The 22105-nt window shown below is 65.8% G+C and carries 19 protein-coding genes; 3 read left to right on the top strand and 16 right to left on the bottom strand.

What is annotated here, in order from left to right; all coding sequences use genetic code 11:
* Positions 1–124: 124 nt before the first annotated feature.
* The 7 genes from WK25_RS27440 to WK25_RS27470 form a co-directional block, all read right to left on the bottom strand.
* Positions 125–1318: a TauD/TfdA family dioxygenase gene (locus WK25_RS27440; RefSeq protein WP_040140754.1), complete on the bottom strand. Its 1194-nt coding sequence runs from the start codon at positions 1316–1318 to the stop codon at positions 125–127.
* Between the two features lie 22 nt (positions 1319–1340).
* Entirely contained in the window at positions 1341–2297 is a 957-nt protein-coding gene (locus WK25_RS27445) for an alpha/beta hydrolase (RefSeq protein WP_069243270.1), read from the bottom strand.
* A 51-nt stretch (positions 2298–2348) separates the two neighbouring features.
* Positions 2349–2837 (bottom strand): thioesterase family protein, encoded by a 489-nt coding sequence (locus WK25_RS27450; protein WP_069243271.1) that lies wholly within the window; start codon positions 2835–2837, stop codon positions 2349–2351.
* Between the two features lie 6 nt (positions 2838–2843).
* On the bottom strand, positions 2844–3809 hold the full coding sequence (locus WK25_RS27455) for an L-carnitine dehydrogenase (RefSeq protein WP_069243272.1): 966 nt from the start codon (positions 3807–3809) through the stop codon (positions 2844–2846).
* Positions 3810–3896: 87 nt separating this feature from the next.
* Positions 3897–4826, bottom strand: a complete 930-nt coding sequence (locus tag WK25_RS27460) for a 3-keto-5-aminohexanoate cleavage protein (RefSeq protein ID WP_069243273.1) — start codon at positions 4824–4826, stop codon at positions 3897–3899.
* A 131-nt stretch (positions 4827–4957) separates the two neighbouring features.
* Positions 4958–5911 (bottom strand): choline ABC transporter substrate-binding protein, encoded by a 954-nt coding sequence (locus tag WK25_RS27465; RefSeq protein WP_040140764.1) that lies wholly within the window; start codon positions 5909–5911, stop codon positions 4958–4960.
* 322 nt (positions 5912–6233) lie between these two features.
* Positions 6234–7205: a LysR substrate-binding domain-containing protein gene (locus WK25_RS27470; RefSeq protein ID WP_069243274.1), complete on the bottom strand. Its 972-nt coding sequence runs from the start codon at positions 7203–7205 to the stop codon at positions 6234–6236.
* 136 nt (positions 7206–7341) lie between these two features.
* On the opposite strand from WK25_RS27470, the gene WK25_RS27475 reads away from it, so the two are divergent.
* Positions 7342–9642, top strand: coding sequence for an NADP-dependent malic enzyme (locus WK25_RS27475; protein WP_040141282.1), 2301 nt, complete (start codon positions 7342–7344; stop codon positions 9640–9642).
* 224 nt (positions 9643–9866) lie between these two features.
* On the opposite strand, the gene WK25_RS27480 is transcribed toward WK25_RS27475, so the two are convergent.
* The 7 genes from WK25_RS27480 to WK25_RS27510 are packed head-to-tail and all read right to left on the bottom strand — an operon-like array spanning position 9867 to position 17688.
* The gene (locus WK25_RS27480; protein WP_069243275.1) at positions 9867–10763 is read right to left on the bottom strand and encodes an alpha/beta fold hydrolase; all 897 of its coding nucleotides are present in this window, start codon (positions 10761–10763) and stop codon (positions 9867–9869) included.
* A gap of 14 nt (positions 10764–10777) precedes the next feature.
* Positions 10778–12031: a 3-(3-hydroxy-phenyl)propionate transporter MhpT gene (gene mhpT, locus WK25_RS27485; RefSeq protein ID WP_069243567.1), complete on the bottom strand. Its 1254-nt coding sequence runs from the start codon at positions 12029–12031 to the stop codon at positions 10778–10780.
* Between the two features lie 58 nt (positions 12032–12089).
* Entirely contained in the window at positions 12090–13112 is a 1023-nt protein-coding gene (gene dmpG, locus WK25_RS27490; RefSeq protein ID WP_319000776.1) for a 4-hydroxy-2-oxovalerate aldolase, read from the bottom strand.
* A gap of 15 nt (positions 13113–13127) precedes the next feature.
* Positions 13128–14075, bottom strand: a complete 948-nt coding sequence (locus tag WK25_RS27495) for an acetaldehyde dehydrogenase (acetylating) (RefSeq protein ID WP_040140772.1) — start codon at positions 14073–14075, stop codon at positions 13128–13130.
* Between the two features lie 17 nt (positions 14076–14092).
* On the bottom strand, positions 14093–14881 hold the full coding sequence (mhpD, locus tag WK25_RS27500; RefSeq protein ID WP_040140774.1) for a 2-keto-4-pentenoate hydratase: 789 nt from the start codon (positions 14879–14881) through the stop codon (positions 14093–14095).
* A 4-nt stretch (positions 14882–14885) separates the two neighbouring features.
* Complete coding sequence (locus WK25_RS27505; protein ID WP_069243277.1) at positions 14886–15839, bottom strand: 3-carboxyethylcatechol 2,3-dioxygenase; 954 nt, start codon at positions 15837–15839, stop codon at positions 14886–14888.
* Between the two features lies 1 nt (position 15840).
* Positions 15841–17688 (bottom strand): bifunctional 3-(3-hydroxy-phenyl)propionate/3-hydroxycinnamic acid hydroxylase, encoded by a 1848-nt coding sequence (locus tag WK25_RS27510; RefSeq protein WP_069243278.1) that lies wholly within the window; start codon positions 17686–17688, stop codon positions 15841–15843.
* Positions 17689–17851: 163 nt separating this feature from the next.
* Here WK25_RS27510 and WK25_RS27515 point away from each other — a divergent pair, with 163 nt between their 5' ends.
* Positions 17852–18664: a DNA-binding transcriptional regulator gene (locus WK25_RS27515; RefSeq protein ID WP_059544505.1), complete on the top strand. Its 813-nt coding sequence runs from the start codon at positions 17852–17854 to the stop codon at positions 18662–18664.
* Between the two features lie 318 nt (positions 18665–18982).
* On the opposite strand, the gene WK25_RS27520 is transcribed toward WK25_RS27515, so the two are convergent.
* The gene (locus WK25_RS27520) at positions 18983–20110 is read right to left on the bottom strand and encodes an aminotransferase class V-fold PLP-dependent enzyme (protein ID WP_069243279.1); all 1128 of its coding nucleotides are present in this window, start codon (positions 20108–20110) and stop codon (positions 18983–18985) included.
* Positions 20111–20274: 164 nt separating this feature from the next.
* Positions 20275–21192 (bottom strand): LysR family transcriptional regulator, encoded by a 918-nt coding sequence (locus WK25_RS27525; protein ID WP_040140784.1) that lies wholly within the window; start codon positions 21190–21192, stop codon positions 20275–20277.
* Between the two features lie 139 nt (positions 21193–21331).
* Here WK25_RS27525 and WK25_RS27530 point away from each other — a divergent pair, with 139 nt between their 5' ends.
* Positions 21332–22096 carry an SDR family NAD(P)-dependent oxidoreductase gene (locus WK25_RS27530; RefSeq protein ID WP_069243280.1) on the top strand — a complete coding sequence of 255 codons (765 nt, stop codon included), beginning with the start codon at positions 21332–21334 and terminating at the stop codon, positions 22094–22096.
* Positions 22097–22105 lie beyond the last annotated feature (9 nt).

A 22105-nucleotide genomic window follows, 5' to 3' on the forward strand; every position in this document is an offset into this window, starting at 1 on the left:
CGGGCTCGTCTTTTTTGTCACACGCATACCTCCGCCGCCCGGCAACGGGAGGCTTCGCCCGGACGCGATGCGTCCGGGCGCTTTTTCGCCGGCGAGGCAGGCGCAACGCAGGCGAACGAGCAGATCAACGGGCCGCGGCCGCAGGTGCCGTGCGGGACAGTACGCGCCACCGCGACAGCAATTCATCGCGATCGACGTAGCAACCCTGCAGATGCCGGCGCCCCGTCGACGGATCGAACTCGGTGCGCGCATGCAGCACGCGCCGGTTGTCGAAGGCCCACATGTCGCCCGCGCGCAGCCGTCGCTGCACGCGGAAGCGCGGCTCGCGCGCGAGCGCGAGAAACCGCCGGTACGCGCGGTAGACGGCCGCGACCGATCCGGCCGGCGCATCGAGCGGCCCGCGCAGGAAGTTCGCGACACGCACCTCGGTCACGTTGCCGCGCGCATCGAGCCCGATCACCGGCGCCGAGCAACGGTAGTCGCTGGTTGCGCTCTTGTTCCAGAACTCGAACGGCGTCGACGCAAGGTGCCCGAAATCGGCCGGGTGTTCGCGCCGCAATGCATCGGCAAGCGCGAAGCCGTCGAGGAAAATACTGTCGCCGCCGGTCGCGTCGTTAGCCAGACAATGCAGGAACTGCACGCCGGGCTGCAACTCGCGCGTCGGCAGGTCGGTGTGCGGCGGCAGATTGAGCGACGTGTACGCATTGCTGTCCGGGCGCGGTTTCGATTCGACGTCGAACAGCACGCCGAAATTGCTTTCGCGGATCAGCCCGATACGGCGCGCGATCTCGTCGACTCTGCCGCGTTCGGCCGGCACGCCTTCGACGAGCGTCAGCCCGGTGCGCTGCAGCGCAGCGAGCCACGCGAGCAACGCATCGTCGTCACCGATCACGTCGCGCCACGCGAACACGCCGATCGCCGTCGCATCGTCGCCGGTCCATATGTGCCGTGCATGCGCCGCATGGCGCTCCGCGCGAGACGCATCGTCGTATGCGTGCGCGCGCAACCATCCGGGCGACCACGTGCTGCGATGCCCGTCGTCCCACTCGACGTGCAGTGCGCCATCGGTTTCGACATGCACGGCAACGGCGGACAGATCCTCGCGCGCATCCGCGATCTCGAACACCTGTTCGCGCGTGAGCACATGCACGCACGCGGGACACGCGCAGTTGTCGCGCAACCAGTCGAAGTGAAACGGCGATCGTCGCGCATCGCTCCACTCGACGTCCACCGCTCCATCACCGATCGTCGCCGCCGCGATGGCCGCGTCGTCGGAAAACGTCCGCCAATCCTCGATACGCTGTTGCGCTGCCTGCATCGTTGCCTCCCGGAAACGCCCGCTACGCGTGTGGTGCGAGCAGAAACCCGCCGATCATCCGGTGCATCCGCGCAGCCTGCGGGCTCGTTCCGAGCGCGCGCCAGCAGCCGTGCACCAGCCCTTCTCCAATCCAGTAACGCGCGGCCCCGCCGGCCGCGAGAATCCGTTCCACGTAGACGCGTGCGTCGTCGCGCAGCGGATCGTGTTCCGCGCCGATCGCGAGTACCGGCGGCAGCCCGTCGAAGCGCGCCGCCGCGAGCGGCACCGACGCACGCAGCAGCGGATCGTCGTGCAACGCGGCTTCGTCCGCGTCGCCCCAGTACAGCGCGCGGTAGCGATGGACGTCGTCGAGCGTCAGCATCGGCGCATGCGCTTGCGCTTCGCGTGCCGGCGATTGCGGTTCGAAACCGAGCATCGGATATACGACAGCGATCCCGTCGATGCCGCCTTCTCCGGCGTCGCGCAGCACAGCGGCGACGGCCGCGGCAAGATTGCCGCCCGCACTGTCGCCCGCGAGCGTCAACGGTCGCGCGCAGGCGTCGAAAGGCCAGTGCGCCGCGTCGCGCGCGGCGCGCGTGACGGCGACGCAATCATCGAGCGCGGCCGGCGCGGGATGCTCCGGCGCGAGCCGATAGTCGACCGCGATCACGGCGAGCCCCGTGTCGGCCGCCAGTTGCGCGGTGATCAGCGCGTGACTGTCGAGCGAACCGACGACGAAGCCGCCGCCATGAAAGAACAGCACGGTGCCGCGCGGCGCGGCGTGTGCACGCGCGTAACGCCGCAGCGCGATCGCGCGCCCGTCCGGTGCGTGCCACACCGCGTCGTGCTGCACGACGCCGGCGGGGAGTTGCGCGGGCGTCCACGCGGCCGCGAATCGGTCGTAGAGGCGACGCTGCTCGCCGGGCGAAAGCGCCGCCGCGCCGGCCGGGTATGCGGCGTCGACGGCCGCGACGAACGCCGCGATTTCCGGTTCGAGCATCGTGGCGCTCCGCGATCGAGAGTTGAACGTTCGACGTCGAACGGCGCCGCGCTACCGGCGCGGCGGCAATCCGATCACGCGTCCCGCATACGCGGGCGCCGCGCAATCGCGCTGCAATGCGTGCAGCGCGGCGACGCGCGCGGCGACGTCTTCATCGAACGGTGCAGATTTCGCGCCGTCGCGCGTGTCGACGTGCAGCAGCATCTGCTCGCTCGCCGACACCGCGTCGTCATGCCCGGTTGCGAACAATTCGAGGTACAGATGCATGCGCTTCGCGTCGTGCGCGAATACCCGCGCATCGACGCGCACGCGCGTGCCTTCCTTGATCTCCTGCAGATAGTTCACGTGCGCTTCGAGCGTGTAGACCGATCGGCCCCGCGCGCGACGCGTGGCGTCGTCGAGACCGATGCGATCCAGCAGCGCATCGGTCGCGAAACTGAAGATCAGCAGATAAAACGCGTCGCGCAGGTGGCCGTTGTAGTCGACCCATTCGGGCCGGACCACGTCGCGGTAGATCGTCAGCGGGGTGTCGCCGGTCATGTTCGTTCAGTCCTCGAATCGCATTCCGTGCCGCGCCTTCACTGCGGCGATCGCTTTGAGCACTTCGGTGATGCACTCGTCGCGATAGCGCTCGAGCTCCTTGATGCTGCGCGTGCCCTGCTGCTCGCTCGTGCCTTCGACGACGCTGTCGATCAGTGCGTCGGTCAGCTTCGGCGCGACCAGCTTCGTCCATGGCAGCTCGAGCGCGGGCCCGAACTGCTGCATGAAGTGTCGCATGCCTGCGTCGCCGCCGGCGAGCGTATAGGTCAGGAACGTGCCCATGAACGACCAGCGGATGCCCGCGCCGAACCGGATCGCGTCGTCGATCTCGCCGGTCGTCGCGACGCCTTCGTTGACGAGATGCAGCGCCTCGCGCCACAACGCTTCGAGCAGGCGGTCGGCGATGAAGCCCGGCACTTCCTTGCGCACGTGCAGCGGCCGCATGCCGAGCTTGCGATAGATGTCCATCGCGGCTTCGACCGCTTCCGGCGACGTGCGCGCGCCGCCGAGCACCTCGACGAGCGGCAGCAGGTAGACCGGATTGAACGGGTGACCGACCAAGCAACGCTCGGGATGCGTCGCGCGCGCATAGAAATCGGTCGGCAGCAATCCCGACGTCGACGACGCGATGATCGCGTCCGGCTTCGCCGCGCGGCTGATTTGCTCGTGCAGTTCGAGCTTCAGCGCCTCGCGCTCGGGCGCGCTTTCCTGGATGAAATCCGCGTCGGCGACGCACGCTTCGATCGTCGCTTCGAAGCGCAATCGCGCGGGATCGGCGCCGGGTGCGAGGCCGACGCGCTCCAGCGCGGGCCACGCATTCGCGACGTTCGCGCGCAGCCGCGCTTCGGCGCCGGGCGCAGGATCCCATACGACCACGTCGAGACCGTGCGCGAGCGCACGGCAAATCCATCCGCTGCCGATGACGCCAGTGCCGATTGCGGCGAACGTCTTGATGTCGGTCTTCACAGCCATGTCAACGCATCCTTCAAATCGAGGGGAATCGGATCGCGGCCACGCACGTGCGCGCCGCGATCATGAATCGGAACCGGTCGCCGGCACTCACGCGAATTCGGCTACCGCACGGCGCTCGAGCAGACGCTCGCCGCGCGCAGGCAGACCGAGCTTGCGACGTCCTTCGGCCGGCGTCAGCACGCGGCCGCCGAGCCGTTCGATGATTTCCCGCCCACGCTCGACGAGCGTGCCGTTGGTCGCATGCACGCCGCGATCGAGCCAGATGTTGTCCTCGAGACCGACGCGCACGTGACCGCCGAGCAGCATCGCCTGCGCGACCATCGGCATCTGCATGCGGCCGATTCCGAAGCCGGCCCAGTGCGCGCCCGGCGGCAGGTTGTCGACCATTGCCTTCATCGTGCCGGTGTCTGCGGGCGCCCCCCACGGAATGCCCAGACACAGCTGGAACAGCGGCGGATCGTCGAGCAGTCCTTCCTTCAGCAGTTGCTTCGCGAACCAGAGATGGCCCGTATCGAAGATTTCCAGTTCGGGCTTCACGCCGAGTTCCTGGATGCGCTTCGCGCCGGCACGCAGTTGCGCGGGCGTCGACACGTAGATGTAATCGCCGTCGCCGAAATTGAGCGTGCCGCAATCGAGCGTGCAGATTTCCGGCAGCAGCTCCTCGACGTGCGCAAGACGCGTGAGCCCGCCCACGAGATCGGTGCCCTTGCCGAAGCGCATCGGGTCCTCGCCCGGGCCGATTTCCAGATCGCCGCCCATGCCGGCCGTCAGATTGATGATCACGTCGACGTCGGCCGAGCGAATGCGATCGACCACTTCGCGGTACAGGTTCGGATCGCGGCTGCCACGGCCCGTCTGCGGATCGCGCACGTGGCAGTGCGCGACCGTCGCGCCGGCCTTCGCCGCTTCGATCGCCGCAGCGGCGATTTCCTTCGGCGTGACCGGAATCGCCGGGTGCTTGCCGACCGTATCGCCCGCGCCGGTGACCGCACAGGTGATGATGACTTCGTTGTTCATGCTGAAAGCCCTCGCTTGATTCGTGCTTGATTCGTGCTTGATTCGCTCTCGAAGCGATTCATATCGCCCGATTTCCGTCGTACTGCAGATCATTCTTCGGCGCGACGCATGCTGCCGCCGCGCGCCGGCCGTTACAGGCCGAGATAGGCCTTCACCGCGGGCAGTCCGTCCTTGCCGTCGAACGTCTTGACGCCGGCGAGCCACGCGTCGAGCACCTGCGGATTCTTCTTCAGGTATGCCTTCGCTGCGTCGCCGGGTTTCGTCTTGTTCATCACCGACTGCATCAGCTGGTTTTCGAGCTGCGTCGAGAAGCGCAGGTTCGTCACGAGCTTGCCCGCGTTCGGGCAGCGCGAGATGAAGTCGGGCGCCGTCAGCGTGTACACGCGCGCCTCGCCGTAGTTCGGCCCGAACGCCGCGTCGCCGCCCGACAAATAGTTCATGCTGATCTGAATGTTCATCGGATGCGGCTCCCAGCCGAGGAACACCACCCATTTCTTCTCGCGGATCGCACGCTCGACGGTCACGAGCATTCCCGCCTCGCTCGACTCGACCAGCTTGAAGCCGCCGAGCCCGTACTGGTTCGTGTCGATCATCTTCTGGATCGTCGCGTTCGCGCTGCTGCCCGGCTCGATCCCGTAAATCTTGCCGTCGAGCTCCGCGCGATGCTTCGCAATGTCGTCGAAGGTCTTCAGGCCCGCCTGGTATGCGTAGCTCGGCACCGCGAGCGTCGCCTTCGCCCCCGACAGGTTCGGCGGCTCGACGACGTTGATCGACTTGCTGTCAAGGAACGGCTGCAGTTGCTTCTGCTGCACCGGCCACCAGTAGCCGAGCGACACGTCGAGCTGCTTGCTCTTCAGACCGGCAAACGAAATCGGCACCGACGCGATCGTCGTCGTCGGCTTGTAGCCGAGCCCTTCGAATACCGTCGACGCGAGCGCCGTCGTCGACGTGATGTCGGTCCAGCCGATGTCGGCGAAACGCACGTTGCGGCAGGTCGCGGGATCCGTTTCGGCCTGCGCCGCGGTCGTGAATGCGCCGGTCGCCAGCACGGCCGCGACGAACGCGGCGATCTTTGTCGACTTCATGGTTTCTCCCCTTCGGTTGGACCGATGTCCTGACGGGTCCGCGGAGTGCGTCCCGGGCTGCATCGTGGGAGTAAAAGTAACGAGCCATATTGGCCGCAAGACGACCGCCGGCGACCTTTTCTTGACTATTTGCGACTATGAGTGGAAACCACTATACGCGGGCAGCGGCTTGCGCGGCGGGGATTCCCGGGGGATTTTGGCCGAAACGGGTTTGCCCGGATGCGGCGTCGCAAATATCGGGCGAGCGTGCCCTTCGTTGGCGCCATCCATGCGGGTGCGACGCCGCCGCCGGCCGCGCGCATTCGGCCCGGGTTGCGAGGCGTCATCGCGGCGCTTCGACGTACGTTTCGCGGCAGATCTCGCGCAGCGCGTGGACCAGCAGATCGCGCGCCGGCGCATGCGGTTCGGCGGCGCGCGTAAACAGCGCAATCGGCGGCAGCGTCCACACCAGCGAATAAGGGACGATCGCGACGCCGGCGATACGCACCATTTCTTCCGCGATATCGGCGGGCACGATCGACACCGCATCGTCGCTCGACGCGATCATTTCGCCGATCAGCTTCGACGAGTAGCTCTCGACGATCGGCACCGGCGGCGCGATGCCGGCCGACAGGAACAGGTCGGTCACCTGCTCGCGCATCGGCGTATGCGGCGCGCCGAGAATCCAGTCGAGCGCATGCAGCTTTTCCCAGTCGAGCCTCGTGCGCGCCAGTTTCGCCGCGAGGCGGCGGCTCGCGATCATCCGCGGCTGCTGCTGGTACAGCACTTCGAACGACACCTGCCCGAGATCGACCGCCGACGACGCGCGCCCGATTACCAGATCGACGCTGTGGTCCCTCAACTGCAGCAGCAGCTGGTCGCTCGTGCCTTCGTGGATCGTCACGGTCAGACGCCGCTCCATCCGCGATTGCAACCGCTTCAGCGCCGCGGACAGCATCTGCCCCGAAATAAACGGAATCACACCGATATGCAGATGCGCCGCATGGCCGGCCGCGACCGCCTCCATCTCGCGGGCGAGATGGTCGAGGTCCTTCAGCATGGCCCTGGCCCGTTCGAGCACGACCGAGCCGAGCGCGGTCGGCCGCATCCCGCGCGACGAGCGCTCGAACAGCGGCGTGCCGAACATGCTCTCCAGCTCCGCCAGCGCGTTCGTCACGGCCGGCTGGCTGCTGGCCATGTGCTCGGCGACGCGCGTCAGCGACCCGTGCTGCTGGATCTGCAGCAGCAGCATCAGGTGCCGCATCTTCAGGCGCGCGCCAAGGCGCCTCACCACGTCGTTCGCGTCGAAAGTCATTGCCGGACGGCCATGCCATCATGAAAAAGTGATGGGCCGATATTAAAACAGAATCATGTAGTTATGGCGGATCCCTAGAATCACCTCCATGGATCGCGTCGGGACTGGCCTGGCGCGCACGCCCGGACCGACAACCATGAAACAGACAGAGACACAGCAGCAGGCCGCGTTCGACTACCACGAGTTTCCGACCCCGGGGAAGATCTCCGTCGTCGCCAGCAAGCCGCTCGTCACGCAGCGCGATCTCGCGCTCGCGTACACGCCGGGCGTCGCGAGCGTCTGCGAGTCGATCGCCGCCGAGCCGCTGAACGCGCACCGCTTCACGAGCCGCGGAAATCTGGTGGGCGTCATCACCAACGGCACCGCGGTGCTGGGTCTGGGCAACATCGGCGCGCTCGCGTCGAAGCCGGTCATGGAAGGCAAGGCCGTGCTGTTCAAGAAGTTCGCCGGCATCGACGTGTTCGACATCGAGATCAACGAGACGGACCCGGACAAGCTCGTCGACATCATCGCCGGCCTCGAGCCCACGTTCGGCGGCATCAACCTCGAAGACATCAAGGCGCCGGAATGCTTCACCGTCGAGCGCAAGCTGCGCGAGCGCATGAAGATTCCCGTGTTCCACGACGACCAGCACGGCACGGCGATTACCGTTGCGGCCGCGTTCATCAACGGACTGAAGGTGGTCGGCAAGTCGATCAAGGAAGTGAAGGTCGTCACGTCGGGCGCAGGCGCCGCCGCGCTCGCGTGCCTGGACCTGCTGGTCGACCTGGGGCTGCCGGTCGCGAACATCTGGGCGACGGACATCGAAGGCGTCGTCTATCGCGGCCGTACCGCGTTGATGGACCCGGCCAAGGAGCGCTTCGCACAGGAAACCGATGCGCGTACGCTGGCCGAAGTGATCGGCGGCGCCGACGTGTTTCTCGGCCTGTCGGTCGGCGGCATTCTGAAACCGGAGATGCTGAAGGCGATGGCCGCGCGGCCGCTGATTCTCGCGCTCGCGAACCCGACGCCGGAGATCTTTCCCGAACTCGCCCATGCGACGCGCGACGACGTCGTGATCGCAACCGGCCGCTCGGATTTCCCGAACCAGGTCAACAACGTGCTGTGCTTCCCGTACATCTTCCGCGGCGCGCTGGACGTGGGTGCCACGACGATCACGCGCGAAATGGAAATCGCCGCGGTTCACGCGATCGCCGGGCTCGCGCAGGAAGAGCAGAACGACATCGTCGCGGCCGCGTACGGCGGCGACGAAGTGTCGTTCGGTCCGCAATACCTGATTCCGAAGCCGTTCGACCCGCGCCTGATCGTGCGCATCGCGCCGGCCGTCGCGAAGGCGGCGATCGAAGGCGGCGTGGCGACGCGCCCGCTCGCGGATCTCGACGCGTATGTCGAGCAGCTGCAGCAGTTCGTCTACCACTCCGGCGCGTTCATGAAGCCGCTGTTCGCGACCGCGCGCCAGCTCGTGCGCGATGGCGGCAACGCACGCATCGTGTTCACCGAAGGCGAGGACGAGCGCGTGCTGCGCGCGGTGCAGGTAATCGTCGACGAGAAGCTTGCGCGTCCGATCCTGGTGGGCCGTCCGGAGGTGTTGCTCGCGCGGATCGAGCGGTTCGGCCTGCGGCTGCGTCTCGGTCAGGACGTCGAGGTGACGAACCCGGAATACGACGAGCGCTTCCCGCAATACTGGACCACCTATTGGGAACTGCGTTGCCGCGACGGAATTTCGAAGGAGATGGCGCGCGTCGAAATGCGGCGGCGCCTGACGCTGATCGGCGCGATGATGGTGCGGCTCGGCGACGCGGACGGGATGATCTGCGGCACGGTTGGCGAGTATCACAATCATCTGCGCTTCGTCGATGAAGTGATCGGCAGGAAGCCCGATGCATCGACCTACGCGGCGATGAATATCCTGCTGCTGAATCAGCGGACGGTCGCGCTCGTGGATACGCACGTCAACGACAATCCGGATGCCGAGCAGATCGCGGAGTTCACGATCGCGGCCGCGCGGCAGATGGAATGGCTGAACCTGACGCCGAAGGCGGCGCTGCTGTCGCGGTCGAACTTCGGATCGGGCAGCGCGGCGTCGGGCCCGAAAATGCGCAAGGCGCTGGAAATCATTCGTGCGCATGCGCCGGATCTCGAAGCAGATGGCGAGATGCATGGCGACTGTGCGCTCGATGAAGCGCTGCGCGCGCGACTGTTGCCGATGTCGCCGCTGAAGGGCGCGGCGAACCTGCTCGTGTGCCCGAACGTCGATGCGGGGAACATCGCTTACAACCTGCTGAAGACGGAAGCCGGCAGCAACGTCGCGGTCGGGCCGTTCCTGCTGGGGGTCAATGCGCCGGTGAACATCCTCACCTCGAGCGCGACCGTGCGGCGGATCGTGAACATGACCGCGTTGACGGTGATCGAGGCGAATCGGAACGCGGCCGGCTGAGTGCGCGCGATGTGACCGCCCGGGCCGGCGGGCCGCGGCCGGCCCTGTACTCACAGGCCGATATCTGATCGGTCGGTCAACGTCAGATTGGGCCACGGACGATCGACCGCGCGCCTTCAATGTTCGGGAGCGGCCCGTCTTGGTCGTCCGGCGCCAGTGCCTGTCGACGGGCCGCTTTCGAAGCACGGCAGCGGCCCGCCGGACGAATTGCGAAAGGCAGCAGGCTAAACGGCCCCCACCGATGCAACGTCTTGTTGCCGGCGCAGAAACTCCAGCACCATCCGGTTGAAGCGCTCCGCGTGCTCCCATTGCGCCCAGTGCCCACAGCGCCCGAACACATGCAGATCTGCGTTCGGCATGCCCCAAACAAGGCGCAGGCCGACGTCCATCGGCACGAAACGGTCGTCGCGCCCCCAAATCACGAGCGCGGGCGCCTTGATCTCGTTCAGCCGGTGACCGTAGTCCGGAAATTGCTTCGGATTGGCCGCCATACTCTTCACGAAGTTCTCGAGATGATCGCGCCGCGCCAGCATATTATCGAGCCGCGTCTGCATCAGCTCTTCCGTCATCGTGCTCGCATCGTAGACGAAGACATTCAGCATTTTCTTCAGGTTCTCGAGCGTCGGGTCGCGATACAGCGCTTGCAGCAGCTTGATGCCCTCGGTCGGCATCGGCACAAACTGGCTCGGACCGCCCGTGCCGCCGCCCATCAGCACCAGCTTGCCGACACGCTCGGGATACGCCAGCGCGAAGGCCACCGCGCTATGCCCGCCCATCGAGTTGCCGACGAGATGCGCGCGCTCGATGCCAAGCGTATCCAGCACGCCCTTCAGCACGCGCGCGTTGAGGTCGGAGCGCGAGCCGGTGCAGACGGTCGAATCGCTCTTGCCCCAGCCGGGACAGTCGACGAGGATTACGCGATAACCCGCGTTCGCGAACGCGTCCACATTGCGATGAAAGTTCGCCCAGCCGGTCGCGCCCGGACCCGAGCCGTGCAGCAGAACGAGCGTTTCCTTGCCCGCACCGGTGTCGTTGTAGTGCACGCGCAGTTCCACGCCACCTTCCGCCACGTTCACGTACTTGCTGGTCGCGGCTTCGCGATGAGTCACAGTGTCAGTCATGTCGATATCCTTCGTCAGATCGATTCGGTTCCAAACGTGCGCGAGCCGTCGGCCGACTCGCACGGAAACTTCCTGACCACCGCGAGCGCGCCGAGCGCCGCGATCACGATGATCGGAATGCTGGAGATCACGAGCACCGAGCCGCTCTGGCCGAGTGCAAACAATTGCCCGGCGATCAACGGGCCTACCATCGAGCCAACGCGGCCGACGGCCACCGCCGCGCCGACGCCCGTGCCGCGAAACTGCGTCGGATACGTCGCACCGGCGAGCGCGTACAGCACCGACTGCGCGCCGACGAGAAACAGGCCGGCCAGCAGGCCGCCGAATCCCATCGACATGCTGCCGTTTGCACTGGCGAGCGCAAGCAACGCAGTCGCGATGCCCGTATACATGCCGACCACCACCATCCGCTTGCCGATGCGATCCATCAGCCCCGCGATCACGATCGCGCCGATGCCGCCGCCGATGTTGAACATCATCTGCACGATGCTCGCCTGTACCGGCGTAAGGCCGCGCGAGAGGACCATCGACGGCAGCCAGTTCATCAGGAAGTACAGCACGATCAGCGTTCCCAGATAGCTGATCCACAACGCGATGGTCGTCGCCGCGCGCCCGTTGCTGAAGAGTGCGTGCACGATGCCGCCGTTCGGATCGCGGGTCGCGTGTTGGCTTGCCGCGACGAAATGCGTCGACTCCTTTATGAACAGCGCCAGCAGCGGCAGGGTCAGCAGCGGCCCGACCCCGCCGACATAGAAGATGTGCCGCCAGGCCTCGACGCTCGGGCTGACGATGCCGATTACCGCCGCGAGCGCCGCTCCGAATGGCATGCCGCAGTACATCGCACCGACCGCCGTGCTGCGTTGTCCGGGCGCGGCAGCCTCCGCACACAGCGCGATCAGGTTCGGCATCGCAGCGCCGAGACCGAGCCCCGTCAGCAGGCGCGCGACCAGCAGGCTGTGCAGATCCCACACCTGGGTCGTTGCAATCGAAAATATCCCGAACAGCGCGACCGCCATCATCAGCACGCGTTTGCGGCCGATGCGATCCGCGAGCCTGCCGCCGATCGCCGCGCCCGGCAACAAACCGAGCGCGCCGATGCCGAACGCCCAGCCGAGCTGCGCGGCAGCGAGGTGGAACTCGCGAGCCATGCGCGGTGCGGCGATGCCGGTGGATTGCAGATCGAGCCCTTCGAGGAGCGCGACTGCGAAGCACAGGCCGATGGTGATGGCGCCGCCGCTGCGCGACGGGGAAGCCGTTGACGTTTTCATTGATGTCTCCAGGTTGAACGATGCGGCGCTCTTCATGGCGCGTGGCATAGCGAAAGGTTCACGCGTGGGCTGCGCGCTTCTTCAGATCCAGTGCGACATCGACGATCATGTCTTCCTGACCGCCCACCATGCGCCGCTTGCCCAGTTCGACGAGAATGTCGACGGCCTTCAGCCCGTACTTCTTCGCCGCGATTTCGGAATGCCGCAGGAAGCTCGAATACACGCCCGCATAGCCGAGCGCGAGCGTTTCGCGGTCCACGCGCACCGGTCGGTCCTGCAACGGGCGGACGATATCGTCGGCCGCGTCGAGCAACCGATAGAGATCCGTGCCGTGATGCCAGCCAAGGCGCTCGGCCGCCGCGATGAACACTTCGAGCGGTGCGTTGCCCGCTCCCGCGCCCATGCCCGCCAGGCTCGCATCGACACGGTCGCAGCCTTCTTCGACCGCGACGATCGAGTTGGCCACGCCGAGGCTCAGGTTGTGATGGGCATGCATGCCCGTGTGGGTCTCGGGGCGAAGCACGGCTTTGAGCGCCCTGAAGCGCGCCCGAATGTCGTGCATGTTCATCGCGCCGCCGGAATCGACCACGTACACGCAGGTCGCACCGTAGCTTTCCATCTTCTTCGCCTCGATCGCGAGGTGGTCGGGCGTGGTCATGTGACTCATCATCAGGAAGCCGACCGTATCCATGCCGAGGCTGCGCGCATATTCGACGTGCTGCTTCGAAATGTCCGCTTCCGTGCAATGGGTCGCGACACGTACGACTCGCGCGCCTGCGTCGTACGCAGCCTTCAGGTCGTGAATCGTGCCGATGCCGGGCAGCAGCAGCGTCGCGATTTTCGCGTGCTTCACCACATCGGCTACCGCCTCGATCCATTCCAGATCGCTGTGCGCGCCGAAGCCATAGTTGAAGCTCGAGCCCTGCAAGCCGTCGCCGTGCGCGACCTCGATGCTGTCGACCTTCGCGTCGTCCAGCGCGCGTGCAATGTCCTGCACGTTTTCAATCGAATACTGATGACGGATCGCGTGCATGCCGTCGCGCAGCGTCACATCGGAGATGTAGAGTTTCTTGTCCATGATCGAGTGCTCCCTGCTTCAGGCGTTCACAAGCGACGCGGCCATGCGCTCGGCCGTTGCCAGCGCGGCCGACGTCATGATGTCGAGATTGCCGGCGTAGGCCGGCAGATAATGTGCCGCGCCTTCCACTTCGATGAAGATCGAGGTCTTGAGTCCGCTGAAATGGCCGAGTCCTGGAATGTGCAACGGCGCAGCGGACGGGATGTCGTCGAACTGCACGGATTGCTTCAGGCGATAGCCGGGCACATAGGCCTGAACCGCAGCGGCCATTTGATTGATCGACGTTTCGATCAGCGTCCGGTCTGCCGCTTCGGAGAGCACATAGACCGTGTCGCGCATCATGAGCGGCGGCTCGGCCGGATTGAGCACGATGATCGCCTTTCCCTTGCCGGCGCCGCCCACCGCCTCAATCGCCTTCGACGTCGTCTCCGTGAACTCGTCGATGTTGGCGCGCGTACCGGGGCCGGCAGACTTGCTGCTGATCGATGCGACGATCTCCGCGTAATGCACCGTTGCGACCCGCGACACGGCGGCGACCATCGGGATCGTCGCCTGTCCGCCGCACGTGACCATGTTCACGTTCGGCGCATCGAGATGCGCGTCGAGATTCACCACCGGCACGCAGTACGGGCCGATGGCGGCGGGCGTCAGGTCGATCACGCGAATGCCCGGCTTGAGCGTGCGCAGAAACGCGTCATTCTTCACATGTGCGCCGGCGGACGTCGCATCGAACACGAAGTCGATCTCGTCGAACACGGGCAGGCGCGCCAGCCCTTCCACGCCTTCGTGCGTCGTTGCCACGCCAAGCCGCGCGGCGCGCGCGAGGCCGTCCGAGGCGGGATCGATGCCGACCATTGCCGCGACTTCGAGATGCTTGCTGCGGCGCATGATCTTGATCATGAGGTCGGTGCCGATGTTGCCTGATCCGATGATCGCGGCTTTGCACTTGCTGATGTCTGTTGCCATGGAAATGTCTCCGTCCGTCATTCGCTGAAACTGGCGCGCACACTGCCGAGGCCGTCGATGTGCGCCGTATAAGTGCCGGCCGCCTTCACCGCGACCATGGGCCCAAGCGCGCCCGTCAGCACGATGTCGCCCGCGCGCAGCGGCGTGCCGAGTCGAACCATCCGATCCGCGAGCCATGCAGCCGCATTCAGCGGATTGCCGAGGCACGCGCCGCCGTTGCCACGTGAAAGGACTTCGCCGTCCTGCGTGAGCGTCATTGCGCAAGCGCTCACATCGATATCGCGCAGCGGGACGGGCCTGCTGCCGAGCACGAACAGCGCGCTCGACGCGTTGTCCGCGACGGTGTCGAAAAACCGGATGTCCCAGTCGCGGATGCGACTGTCGACGACCTCGATCGCCGCCACCGCATAGGCGGTCGCGGAGATCAGATCCGCGAAGGTGTGCTTTTCGGCGGTCAGGTCGCGTTCGAGCACGAGTGCAATTTCCGCTTCGACCTTCGGCTGAATCAATGAAGCGAGCGGCATCGGTTGACTGTCGCCGTAGGCCATTGACGCGAACAACGCGCCGAAGTCCGGCTGATCGACGCCAAGTTGCTTCTGCACCGCGGGCGAAGTCAGGCCGATCTTCCTGCCGACGACACGCTCTCCGTTCGCCGCGCGTAGGTCGTTGTTGATCTGCTGGATCGCGTAGGCGAGTGTCGCGTCGCCTGCAGGACACGTCTCGCGCAGCGGCGCGATCGTGCGACGCGACGCCTGCGCGTCACGCAGGCGCGCGGCCAGCGAAAAAATGTTGCTGTCGTCCGACATGGTTCTATCTCCTGGAAAGAGTCCGTTCCCGCGCGTGCATCGCGCCGAAGCCCGCGATCCATTCCGGAATCGCACGGTAGTAATCGATCGATGCGTCGTAAGCGCCGCTCGCCGCAAGCGCCCCGAATGCGGCGACCCACGTGCGGATTTCGTGCGCGGACTTGCCTGCGTCGCGCGTGATCGCTTCGTTCGTGAGGCCGTCGGCGGCGGTGAGTTCGCCGCGTTCGAGCAATTCGAGAAACGCACGGTCCCATGCGGGATTGAGCGGATGCAGCCTGCTGTCACCCGCAGCGAACGCCTTGGCCGCGGCGACGGTGCGGGCTTGCCGCGCATCGCGCGACGCCGGCGACGGGTTGCGTCCCGCAATCAACCGCTCCGCGACGACATCGTCCGCGCCCGCAATTTCCGGCACCGGCGGCTCGTGCGACATGCCGCCCGAGCCGATCAGCAATACGCGCCGGTTCATGCGCGCGACGGCACGACCGATCGCATCGCCGAGCAGCCGCGCGCGGCGGCACGACGCCATCGGCGGCGCAACCGAGTTGATGAAAACGGGTACCACTGGATAGCGGTCGATGCCGCCCGCGAGTACCTCGAGCGCCTGCGCGCAGCCGTGATCGACCTGCATGCGATACGAAACGGCGACGTCGATATCGCTCGCGAGTGCGGCATCGGCGAGCGCGAGCGCCGCATCGCGCGCAACGGGCAACGGGCCGGCCGCGCTGCCGAAATCGCCGATTGCCGTCGCGCTCACGCCGATGCAGAACTGCGGCATCACGTCGTAGAAAAATCCGTTGTAGTGGTCCGGCGCGAACACGATCACCAACTCCGGATCGAACGCATCGACCCGCTCGCGCGCCGCGCGCTGCACGCGTTCGACTTCCGCGACGACTTCCGGCCTGGGGTCGAAATACCCGTGCAACGGCGTGTGCGACATGCATTCAAGATGAATCGGCATCTCAGGCCCCTACCAGGTCGGCAGCATGCGCGAACGTCGCGCCGCCGGGCGTCGCGCCGGCTGCCATGGCAAGCGACAGCCGTTGCGCAAGCTGCAACACGCAACCCGATACACGTTGCGGCGAGCACATGCCGGCCACGAAGCGGTCGGGCCGCAGCAGCACGACGGATTCCGGCACACGCGCGAACCAGTCGCGCAGGCGCGAGTCGACATCGCCAATCGCGATCACGTCGTCAGGCACGTCCTCATGGAAGGCAAGCTGCGGGTCGGGCTTCGCAATCACGAAGCAGCCGCCTAGCGCGCGCCAGATGCGGCGCGCCTCGGGAGTCAAGCCGAACGTCGGGTCGGCGCCCCACCCCACGATCGCGAAGCGGTTGCCGATCGCGTCGTCGAGCCGGACGATGCGGCCATCCGCGAGACGCACGCGCGGCTGGATGAACATGCGGCCCACGGGCGTGCCCGCCTGCGCATCGCGGCCGTGCACGATCCGGCCGACCAGCGATTCGCGCTTCTCGCTCATCAGACCGACGAGGCGCCCGAACGCGCCATGCCCCCGCTTCGCGATCATGCGTGCGAGCACGCCGTCGGACCGCTCGCGCGGCGCCAGAAGCACGACGCCCTCCTCATAGCGCGGCATCGGCTTGAAACGCATTTCGATGAAGTAGCGTTTCATGGAAGGCAGCACGTCGAAACAGCGCACGAACGCGTCGCGCACTTTCGATCCGAAGAAACTCGTCGGCGCGAAGATGTCGCCCGCGACTTCCGACAGGTGGATCATCGAACGCGCGTGCGCGCGCCGCTCCGTCGTGTAGGTATCGAGCAGAGAATCGCGCGCCGTGCCTTTCACGACCATCGCGAGCTTCCAGCCGAGATTGCTCGCGTCGCGAATGCCGCTGTTATAGCCCTGCCCCTGCCAAACGGGCATGATGTGCGCGGCGTCCCCGGCGAGCAGGATGCGTTTCACCCGGAAGGTGCTCGCGAGCCGCGCGTTGTGCGTATAGACGCGCCGGCGAATGTAGTCGACCTTGTCGGGATCGTCGACAACCCCGCGCACCAACGCCGCCATGTTCTCCGGCTTCGACAGCTCCTCCTCCGTCTCGCCCGGCATCACCATGAATTCGAAGCGCCGGATCCCGTGCGGCAGCGCCGCAGAGACGTACGGACGCCGCGCGTCGCAATGCAGATAAACATGCGGAGAGCCAATCGGGTCGTTGCGCACATCGATCACGATCCATTGATTCGGCTTCGTGCGGCCTTCGAACGGCACGCCGAGCGTGCGGCGCACAAAACTGTTGCCGCCGTCCGCGCCGACCATGTACGCGGCGCGGATCGTTGTCTTCGCACCGTGCGCGTCGGTCGCTTCTATGGTCACGCCGCCCTCGTCCTGTGCAAAGCTGTCGACGCTGTGACCAAGCAGCGTTGACACATTCTCGAAACGCTCGAGGCCGCTGTACAGGATCTGATCGGCGAGCGGCTGGATGAAGGCATTGCGGCGCGGCCAGCCGAACTCGTCGGTGCGCGGCTCGATCGACGCGAAGCATTTCCCTTTCAGCGTGAAGCGCATCCAGTGATTCGGCGTGGTGTGCGGCAGCAGCGCGTCGACAAGGCCGACCGACTGGAACACGCGCAGCGCTTCGTCGTCGAGGCCGATGGCGCGCGGATAGTCGATGATCTGCGCGAGCTTCTCGATAACGACGACGCGCACGCCCTGCAGGCCGAGAATGTTCGCGATCATCAGGCCGACCGGGCCCGCGCCGATGATGGCGACATCTGCGTCGATCGAACGATGTGTCGTTTCTTGAGGATGAGCGCGGCCGTTGCCGGCCGCCGGTTCAAAGGCGGGGCGCATGCTTGTCTCCTGAATGTCTTGTCCGATGTGCCGAACCGGCGAAGCGCGTGGCTCTCGATCGTTCAGCTTGCGAACGCAGTTTATGGGGCGCGAAAAACACCCTCAACAAAATCTCCGGAATGTGCATAGAATGCACATTGTTGATTCCAAAGGGTATTTTTACGTGACGACCTACACGAACGTGCGCGGTCTGGCGCGCGGCCTCCAGGTGCTGAGGGCGCTGAATGCGATGGAAAACGGCCGGGCGACGAGTCAGCAAATCGCCGATCTGACCGGCCTGCATCGCACTACGGTGCGCCGCCTGCTCGAAACGTTGATGGAGGAAGGATTCGTGCGCCGCAGTACATCGGACGACAGCTTCCGCCTGACGCTCGCGGTGCGTTCATTGAGCGAGGGCTTCACCGATACCGAGCGCATCGCGACCGTGGCGCCGCCGATCATGGGGCAGTTGCTGCAGCGCGTCGCGTGGCCATCCGATCTGACCACGCCCGATGGCGACGCGATGATCATCCGCGAGACGACGCATCGCTTCAGCCGTTTGTCGTTTCATCGCGCAATGGTCGGGCGGCGTTTGCCGATGTTGCTGACGGCCGCGGGTCGCGCGTACTTCGCGATGTGCCCCGATGAGGAGCGCGAGGATATTCTGGAACTGTTGCGCTCCGGTGCAGGGGGTGAAGAGCAACAGGCGTTCGCGAGAAACGATGCGCTCGTGCGCAAGCTGATCCGGCGCGTGCGCGACGATGGTTTCGGATCGAATCACGGCGACTGGACCGCGCAGGCGAAAATCGGCGCGGTGGCGGTCTCGATCAGCGCGGACGAACGCGTGATCGCCAGTCTCAATGTCGTGTTCCTGTCACGCGCGGTAAGTCTTGCAGATGCCACTCGCCGCTATGTGCCCGAGCTGCAAAAAGCAGCATCGGACATTGCCGAAGCATTGAGGCAGGAACCGGCCACGCGTCCTCGCGCATCAATGTAGGCAGCCTGACCGGCTGAATCACGCGAACGGGAGGTGAATCGTCACGCGAATGACGATGTGCCCGGCCATCCCGGACGGCCGAGAGTGGCCAAGCGGCGTCAGCCAATCCGCCGCCGGTCTGATCCAGTCCAACCCGTCACGTGTCGGCTGCACTGACAAGCACTGGCAACCGGCGCGTATCCGCTTCGCGTCGCGCCTCTGCGCTCATCGGCCGCCGCTCCATCGCGGCGACCTCCGGGAACCGCGGCGCATGTGTGAGATGGATCGAACCGGTGTCGTCACGTCATGCGCCGCGCACCCGCACAGCGGGGCGACCCGCTACAGCACGCGCTCGAGCGCGCTAGCGAACCGCGCAACCGCCGCGTCGACGTCGTGCAGCTTGTCGAGACCGAACAGGCCGATCCGGAACGTCTTGAAATCCGCCGGCTCATCGCATTGCAGCGGCACGCCCGCCGCGATCTGCATGCCGACATCGGCGAATTTCTTGCCGGACCGGATATCATCGTCATCGGTATAGCAAACGACGACACCCGGCGCCTCGAAACCGTCGGCCGCGACACTGCGGAACCCCTTCTCCGCGAGCAGCGCGCGAATCCGCATGCCCAGTTCGAGCTGTTCCGCCCTCACCTTGTCGAAGCCGTACGCTTCCGTTTCCTTGATCACGTCGCGCAGCGTCGCGAGGCTGTCGGTCGGCATTGTCGCGTGATACGCGAACCCGCCGTTCTCGTACGCTTCCATGATTTGCAGCCACTTGCGCAGGTCGCATGCAAAGCTCGTGCTGGTCGTCGCATCGATTCGCTCGCGTGCCAGCGGACTCATCATTACCAGCGCGCAGCCGGGCGACGCGCTCCAGCCCTTTTGCGGCGCACTGATCAGCACGTCGACGCCGCTCGCCTCCATGTCGACCCAGATCGTGCCGGATGCGATGCAATCGAGCACGAACATGCCGCCGACCGCATGCACGGCGTCGGCCACCGCACGCAAATACGCATCGGGCAACATCATCCCCGACGCGGTTTCGACGTGCGGCGCAAACACGAGATCCGGCTTGTGCTCGCGAATCGCCGCGACGACTTCGTCGATCGGCGCCGGCGCGAACGCGGCCTGCCTGCCCGCTTCGACCGGACGCGCCTTCAACACGATCGATTCGGACGGAATGCCGCCCATGTCGAAAATCTGCGACCAGCGGAAGCTGAACCAGCCGTTGCGGATGACGACGCACTTCCGGTTCGTCGCGAACTGCCGCGCCACGGCCTCCATGCCGAACGTCCCGCTGCCGGGGACGATTGCAACCGCTTTCGCGTTGTAGACATGCTTCAGCGCAGCGGAAATGTCGCGCATCACGCGCTGGAAACGCTGCGACATGTGATTGATCGACCGGTCGGTGTACACGACCGAGTATTCGAGAAGCCCGTCGCGGTCGACATCGGGAAGTAATCCTGGCACGTTCGCCTCCAGTAAAGGACATGGGATGAGCGCGAGCGGCATTCGTGCGTTCGGCACCGCTGCGCCAATGCATTTCGGCGTATTGCTTCGACGACGACCGATTCTAGCGAATGCGACCTTCGGCCGGGAATTTCGGTGCATCGCACGGCTTGCGGCATCGCCCCTCACTTCGGCCATCGCCAGGACGGAGCGGACAGGTGCTCGGCGAAATAGTCGGACAGCGCGGCGACCTTCGCCGGACGTGCACGCGCGGACGGCGTGACGAAGTAGAGGCCGCCCTTCGTCAGCGACCAGTCGGTCAGGATCGCTTCGAGGCGGCCGTCGGCCAGATATTCGCCCGCAATGAACTCCGGCAGTTCGCCGATAGCGAGGCCATCGAGCAACGTCGGCAGCAGTGCATCGGCGTTCGTCACACGCAGCGGGCCATTCGGCATGACCGGCTCTTCGTCGCCGGCGTCGTTCGTGAAGCGCCACACGTCGCTATGCGCGCGATACGCATACGAAAGGCAACGCCGCCCCGCGAGGTCGCGCGGATGCGCGGGGCGCCCTTCGCGCTTCAGATACGCGGGGGACGCAACCACGTATTGCGTTACGGCGCACAAGCGCCGGGCGACCAGCGACGAATCCGGCAGCGCGGCGATCCGCAATGCCGCATCGAAACCATCGGCGATCAGATCGACCGCCGCATCCGACAGGTGCAGGTCGATCGACACTTCCGGATAGGCGCGAAAGAAACCCGGCAGCAGCGGCGCGACCCACCGCAATCCGAACGACATCGGCACGGCGAAACGCACGAGCCCGCGCGGCTGTACGGCCAGCTCGCGTGCGGCGCTCTCGGCCTCTTCGGCATGGCGATACATGTCGCCGGCCTTTTCGCTGAGGGTTCTGCCGAATTCGGTCAGCGCGAGCTGACGCGACGTCCGGTTGAAGAGCCGCCCGCCCAGACGGTCTTCCAGCCGCGCGACGCCGCGCGAAACCGTCGCGACCGACACGCCCATCAAGCGCGCCGCGGCCGCGAACGATCCCTCCTCGGCAACCTTCGCGAACATCGCGAGCCCTTCGAAGTCTGGCAGTCTCGCCATTGCGGATCATCCTTGCAATTTTGCAACGTTGGTTTGCGATCAATTCTATTTCGAAAAGAAAGGGCCGTCGATATTCTCCTTACATCGCAGCACGCAACACGAACCCTTCGTCAACGTACCGAACCAAAGGAGAAGCAACATGGCACGCAAGCTCGACAACAAGATCGCACTCGTCACCGGCGGCACCAGCGGGATCGGCCTCGCCACCGCCCGGCGCTTCGCGGCGGAAGGCGCACACGTCTACGTGACCGGCCGGCGTCAGGCCGAACTCGATGCCGCCGTGCAGGCGATCCGCGACAGCGGCGGCAGCGCAACTGGCGTGCGCATCGACTCCACGCAGCTCGCCGAACTGGATGCGCTGTACGCGCAGATCAACGAAGAACGCGGCCGGCTCGACGTGCTGTTCGCGAACGCCGGCGGCGGCTCGATGTTGCCGTTCGGCAGCATCACCGAAGAGCATTTCGACGATACGTTCAATCGCAACGTGAAGGGCGTGCTGTTCACCGTGCAAAAGGCGCTGCCGCTGCTCGCCGACGGCGCATCGGTCATCCTCACCGGCTCGACGGCCGGCAGTGCGGGGACCGCCGCATTCAGCGTGTATTCGGCGTCGAAGGCCGCCGTGCGCGCGTTCGCACGCAACTGGATTCTCGACCTCAAGGAACGCCGCATCCGTGTGAACACGATCAGCCCGGGTGCGACGCGTACGCCGGGCCTGCTCGACCTCGCCGGTCAGGACGCCGCGCAACGGCAAGGGCTGGCCGATTACCTGGCCTCGCTGATTCCGATGGGCCGTCTCGGCGAACCGGAAGAGATTGCCGCAGCCGCGCTGTTCCTCGCGTCGGACGATGCGAGCTTCGTGAACGGGATCGAGCTGTTCGTCGATGGCGGCCAGCAACAGATCTGAATGATGCGC

It is taken from the genome of Burkholderia latens, assembly GCF_001718795.1.
Classification (GTDB): Bacteria; Pseudomonadota; Gammaproteobacteria; order Burkholderiales; family Burkholderiaceae; genus Burkholderia; species Burkholderia latens_A.

Excerpts from the sequence above, each read along its gene's own strand:
- WK25_RS27450 (WP_069243271.1), bottom strand. The coding sequence starts at position 2,837 with ATGACCGGCGACACCCCGCTGACGATCTACCGCGACGTGGTCCGGCCC.
- WK25_RS27475 (WP_040141282.1), top strand. The coding sequence starts at position 7,342 with ATGAAACAGACAGAGACACAGCAGCAGGCCGCGTTCGACTACCACGAG.
- WK25_RS27445 (WP_069243270.1), bottom strand. The coding sequence starts at position 2,297 with ATGCTCGAACCGGAAATCGCGGCGTTCGTCGCGGCCGTCGACGCCGCA.
- WK25_RS27480 (WP_069243275.1), bottom strand. The coding sequence starts at position 10,763 with ATGACTGACACTGTGACTCATCGCGAAGCCGCGACCAGCAAGTACGTG.
- WK25_RS27530 (WP_069243280.1), top strand. The coding sequence starts at position 21,332 with ATGGCACGCAAGCTCGACAACAAGATCGCACTCGTCACCGGCGGCACC.
- WK25_RS27510 (WP_069243278.1), bottom strand. The coding sequence starts at position 17,688 with ATGCGCCCCGCCTTTGAACCGGCGGCCGGCAACGGCCGCGCTCATCCT.
- mhpD (WP_040140774.1), bottom strand. The coding sequence starts at position 14,881 with ATGTCGGACGACAGCAACATTTTTTCGCTGGCCGCGCGCCTGCGTGAC.
- WK25_RS27460 (WP_069243273.1), bottom strand. The coding sequence starts at position 4,826 with ATGAACAACGAAGTCATCATCACCTGTGCGGTCACCGGCGCGGGCGAT.
- WK25_RS27470 (WP_069243274.1), bottom strand. The coding sequence starts at position 7,205 with ATGACTTTCGACGCGAACGACGTGGTGAGGCGCCTTGGCGCGCGCCTG.
- WK25_RS27440 (WP_040140754.1), bottom strand. The coding sequence starts at position 1,318 with ATGCAGGCAGCGCAACAGCGTATCGAGGATTGGCGGACGTTTTCCGAC.
- WK25_RS27505 (WP_069243277.1), bottom strand. The coding sequence starts at position 15,839 with ATGCCGATTCATCTTGAATGCATGTCGCACACGCCGTTGCACGGGTAT.
- WK25_RS27465 (WP_040140764.1), bottom strand. The coding sequence starts at position 5,911 with ATGAAGTCGACAAAGATCGCCGCGTTCGTCGCGGCCGTGCTGGCGACC.
- WK25_RS27455 (WP_069243272.1), bottom strand. The coding sequence starts at position 3,809 with ATGGCTGTGAAGACCGACATCAAGACGTTCGCCGCAATCGGCACTGGC.
- WK25_RS27525 (WP_040140784.1), bottom strand. The coding sequence starts at position 21,192 with ATGGCGAGACTGCCAGACTTCGAAGGGCTCGCGATGTTCGCGAAGGTT.
- WK25_RS27495 (WP_040140772.1), bottom strand. The coding sequence starts at position 14,075 with ATGGCAACAGACATCAGCAAGTGCAAAGCCGCGATCATCGGATCAGGC.
- mhpT (WP_069243567.1), bottom strand. The coding sequence starts at position 12,031 with ATGAAAACGTCAACGGCTTCCCCGTCGCGCAGCGGCGGCGCCATCACC.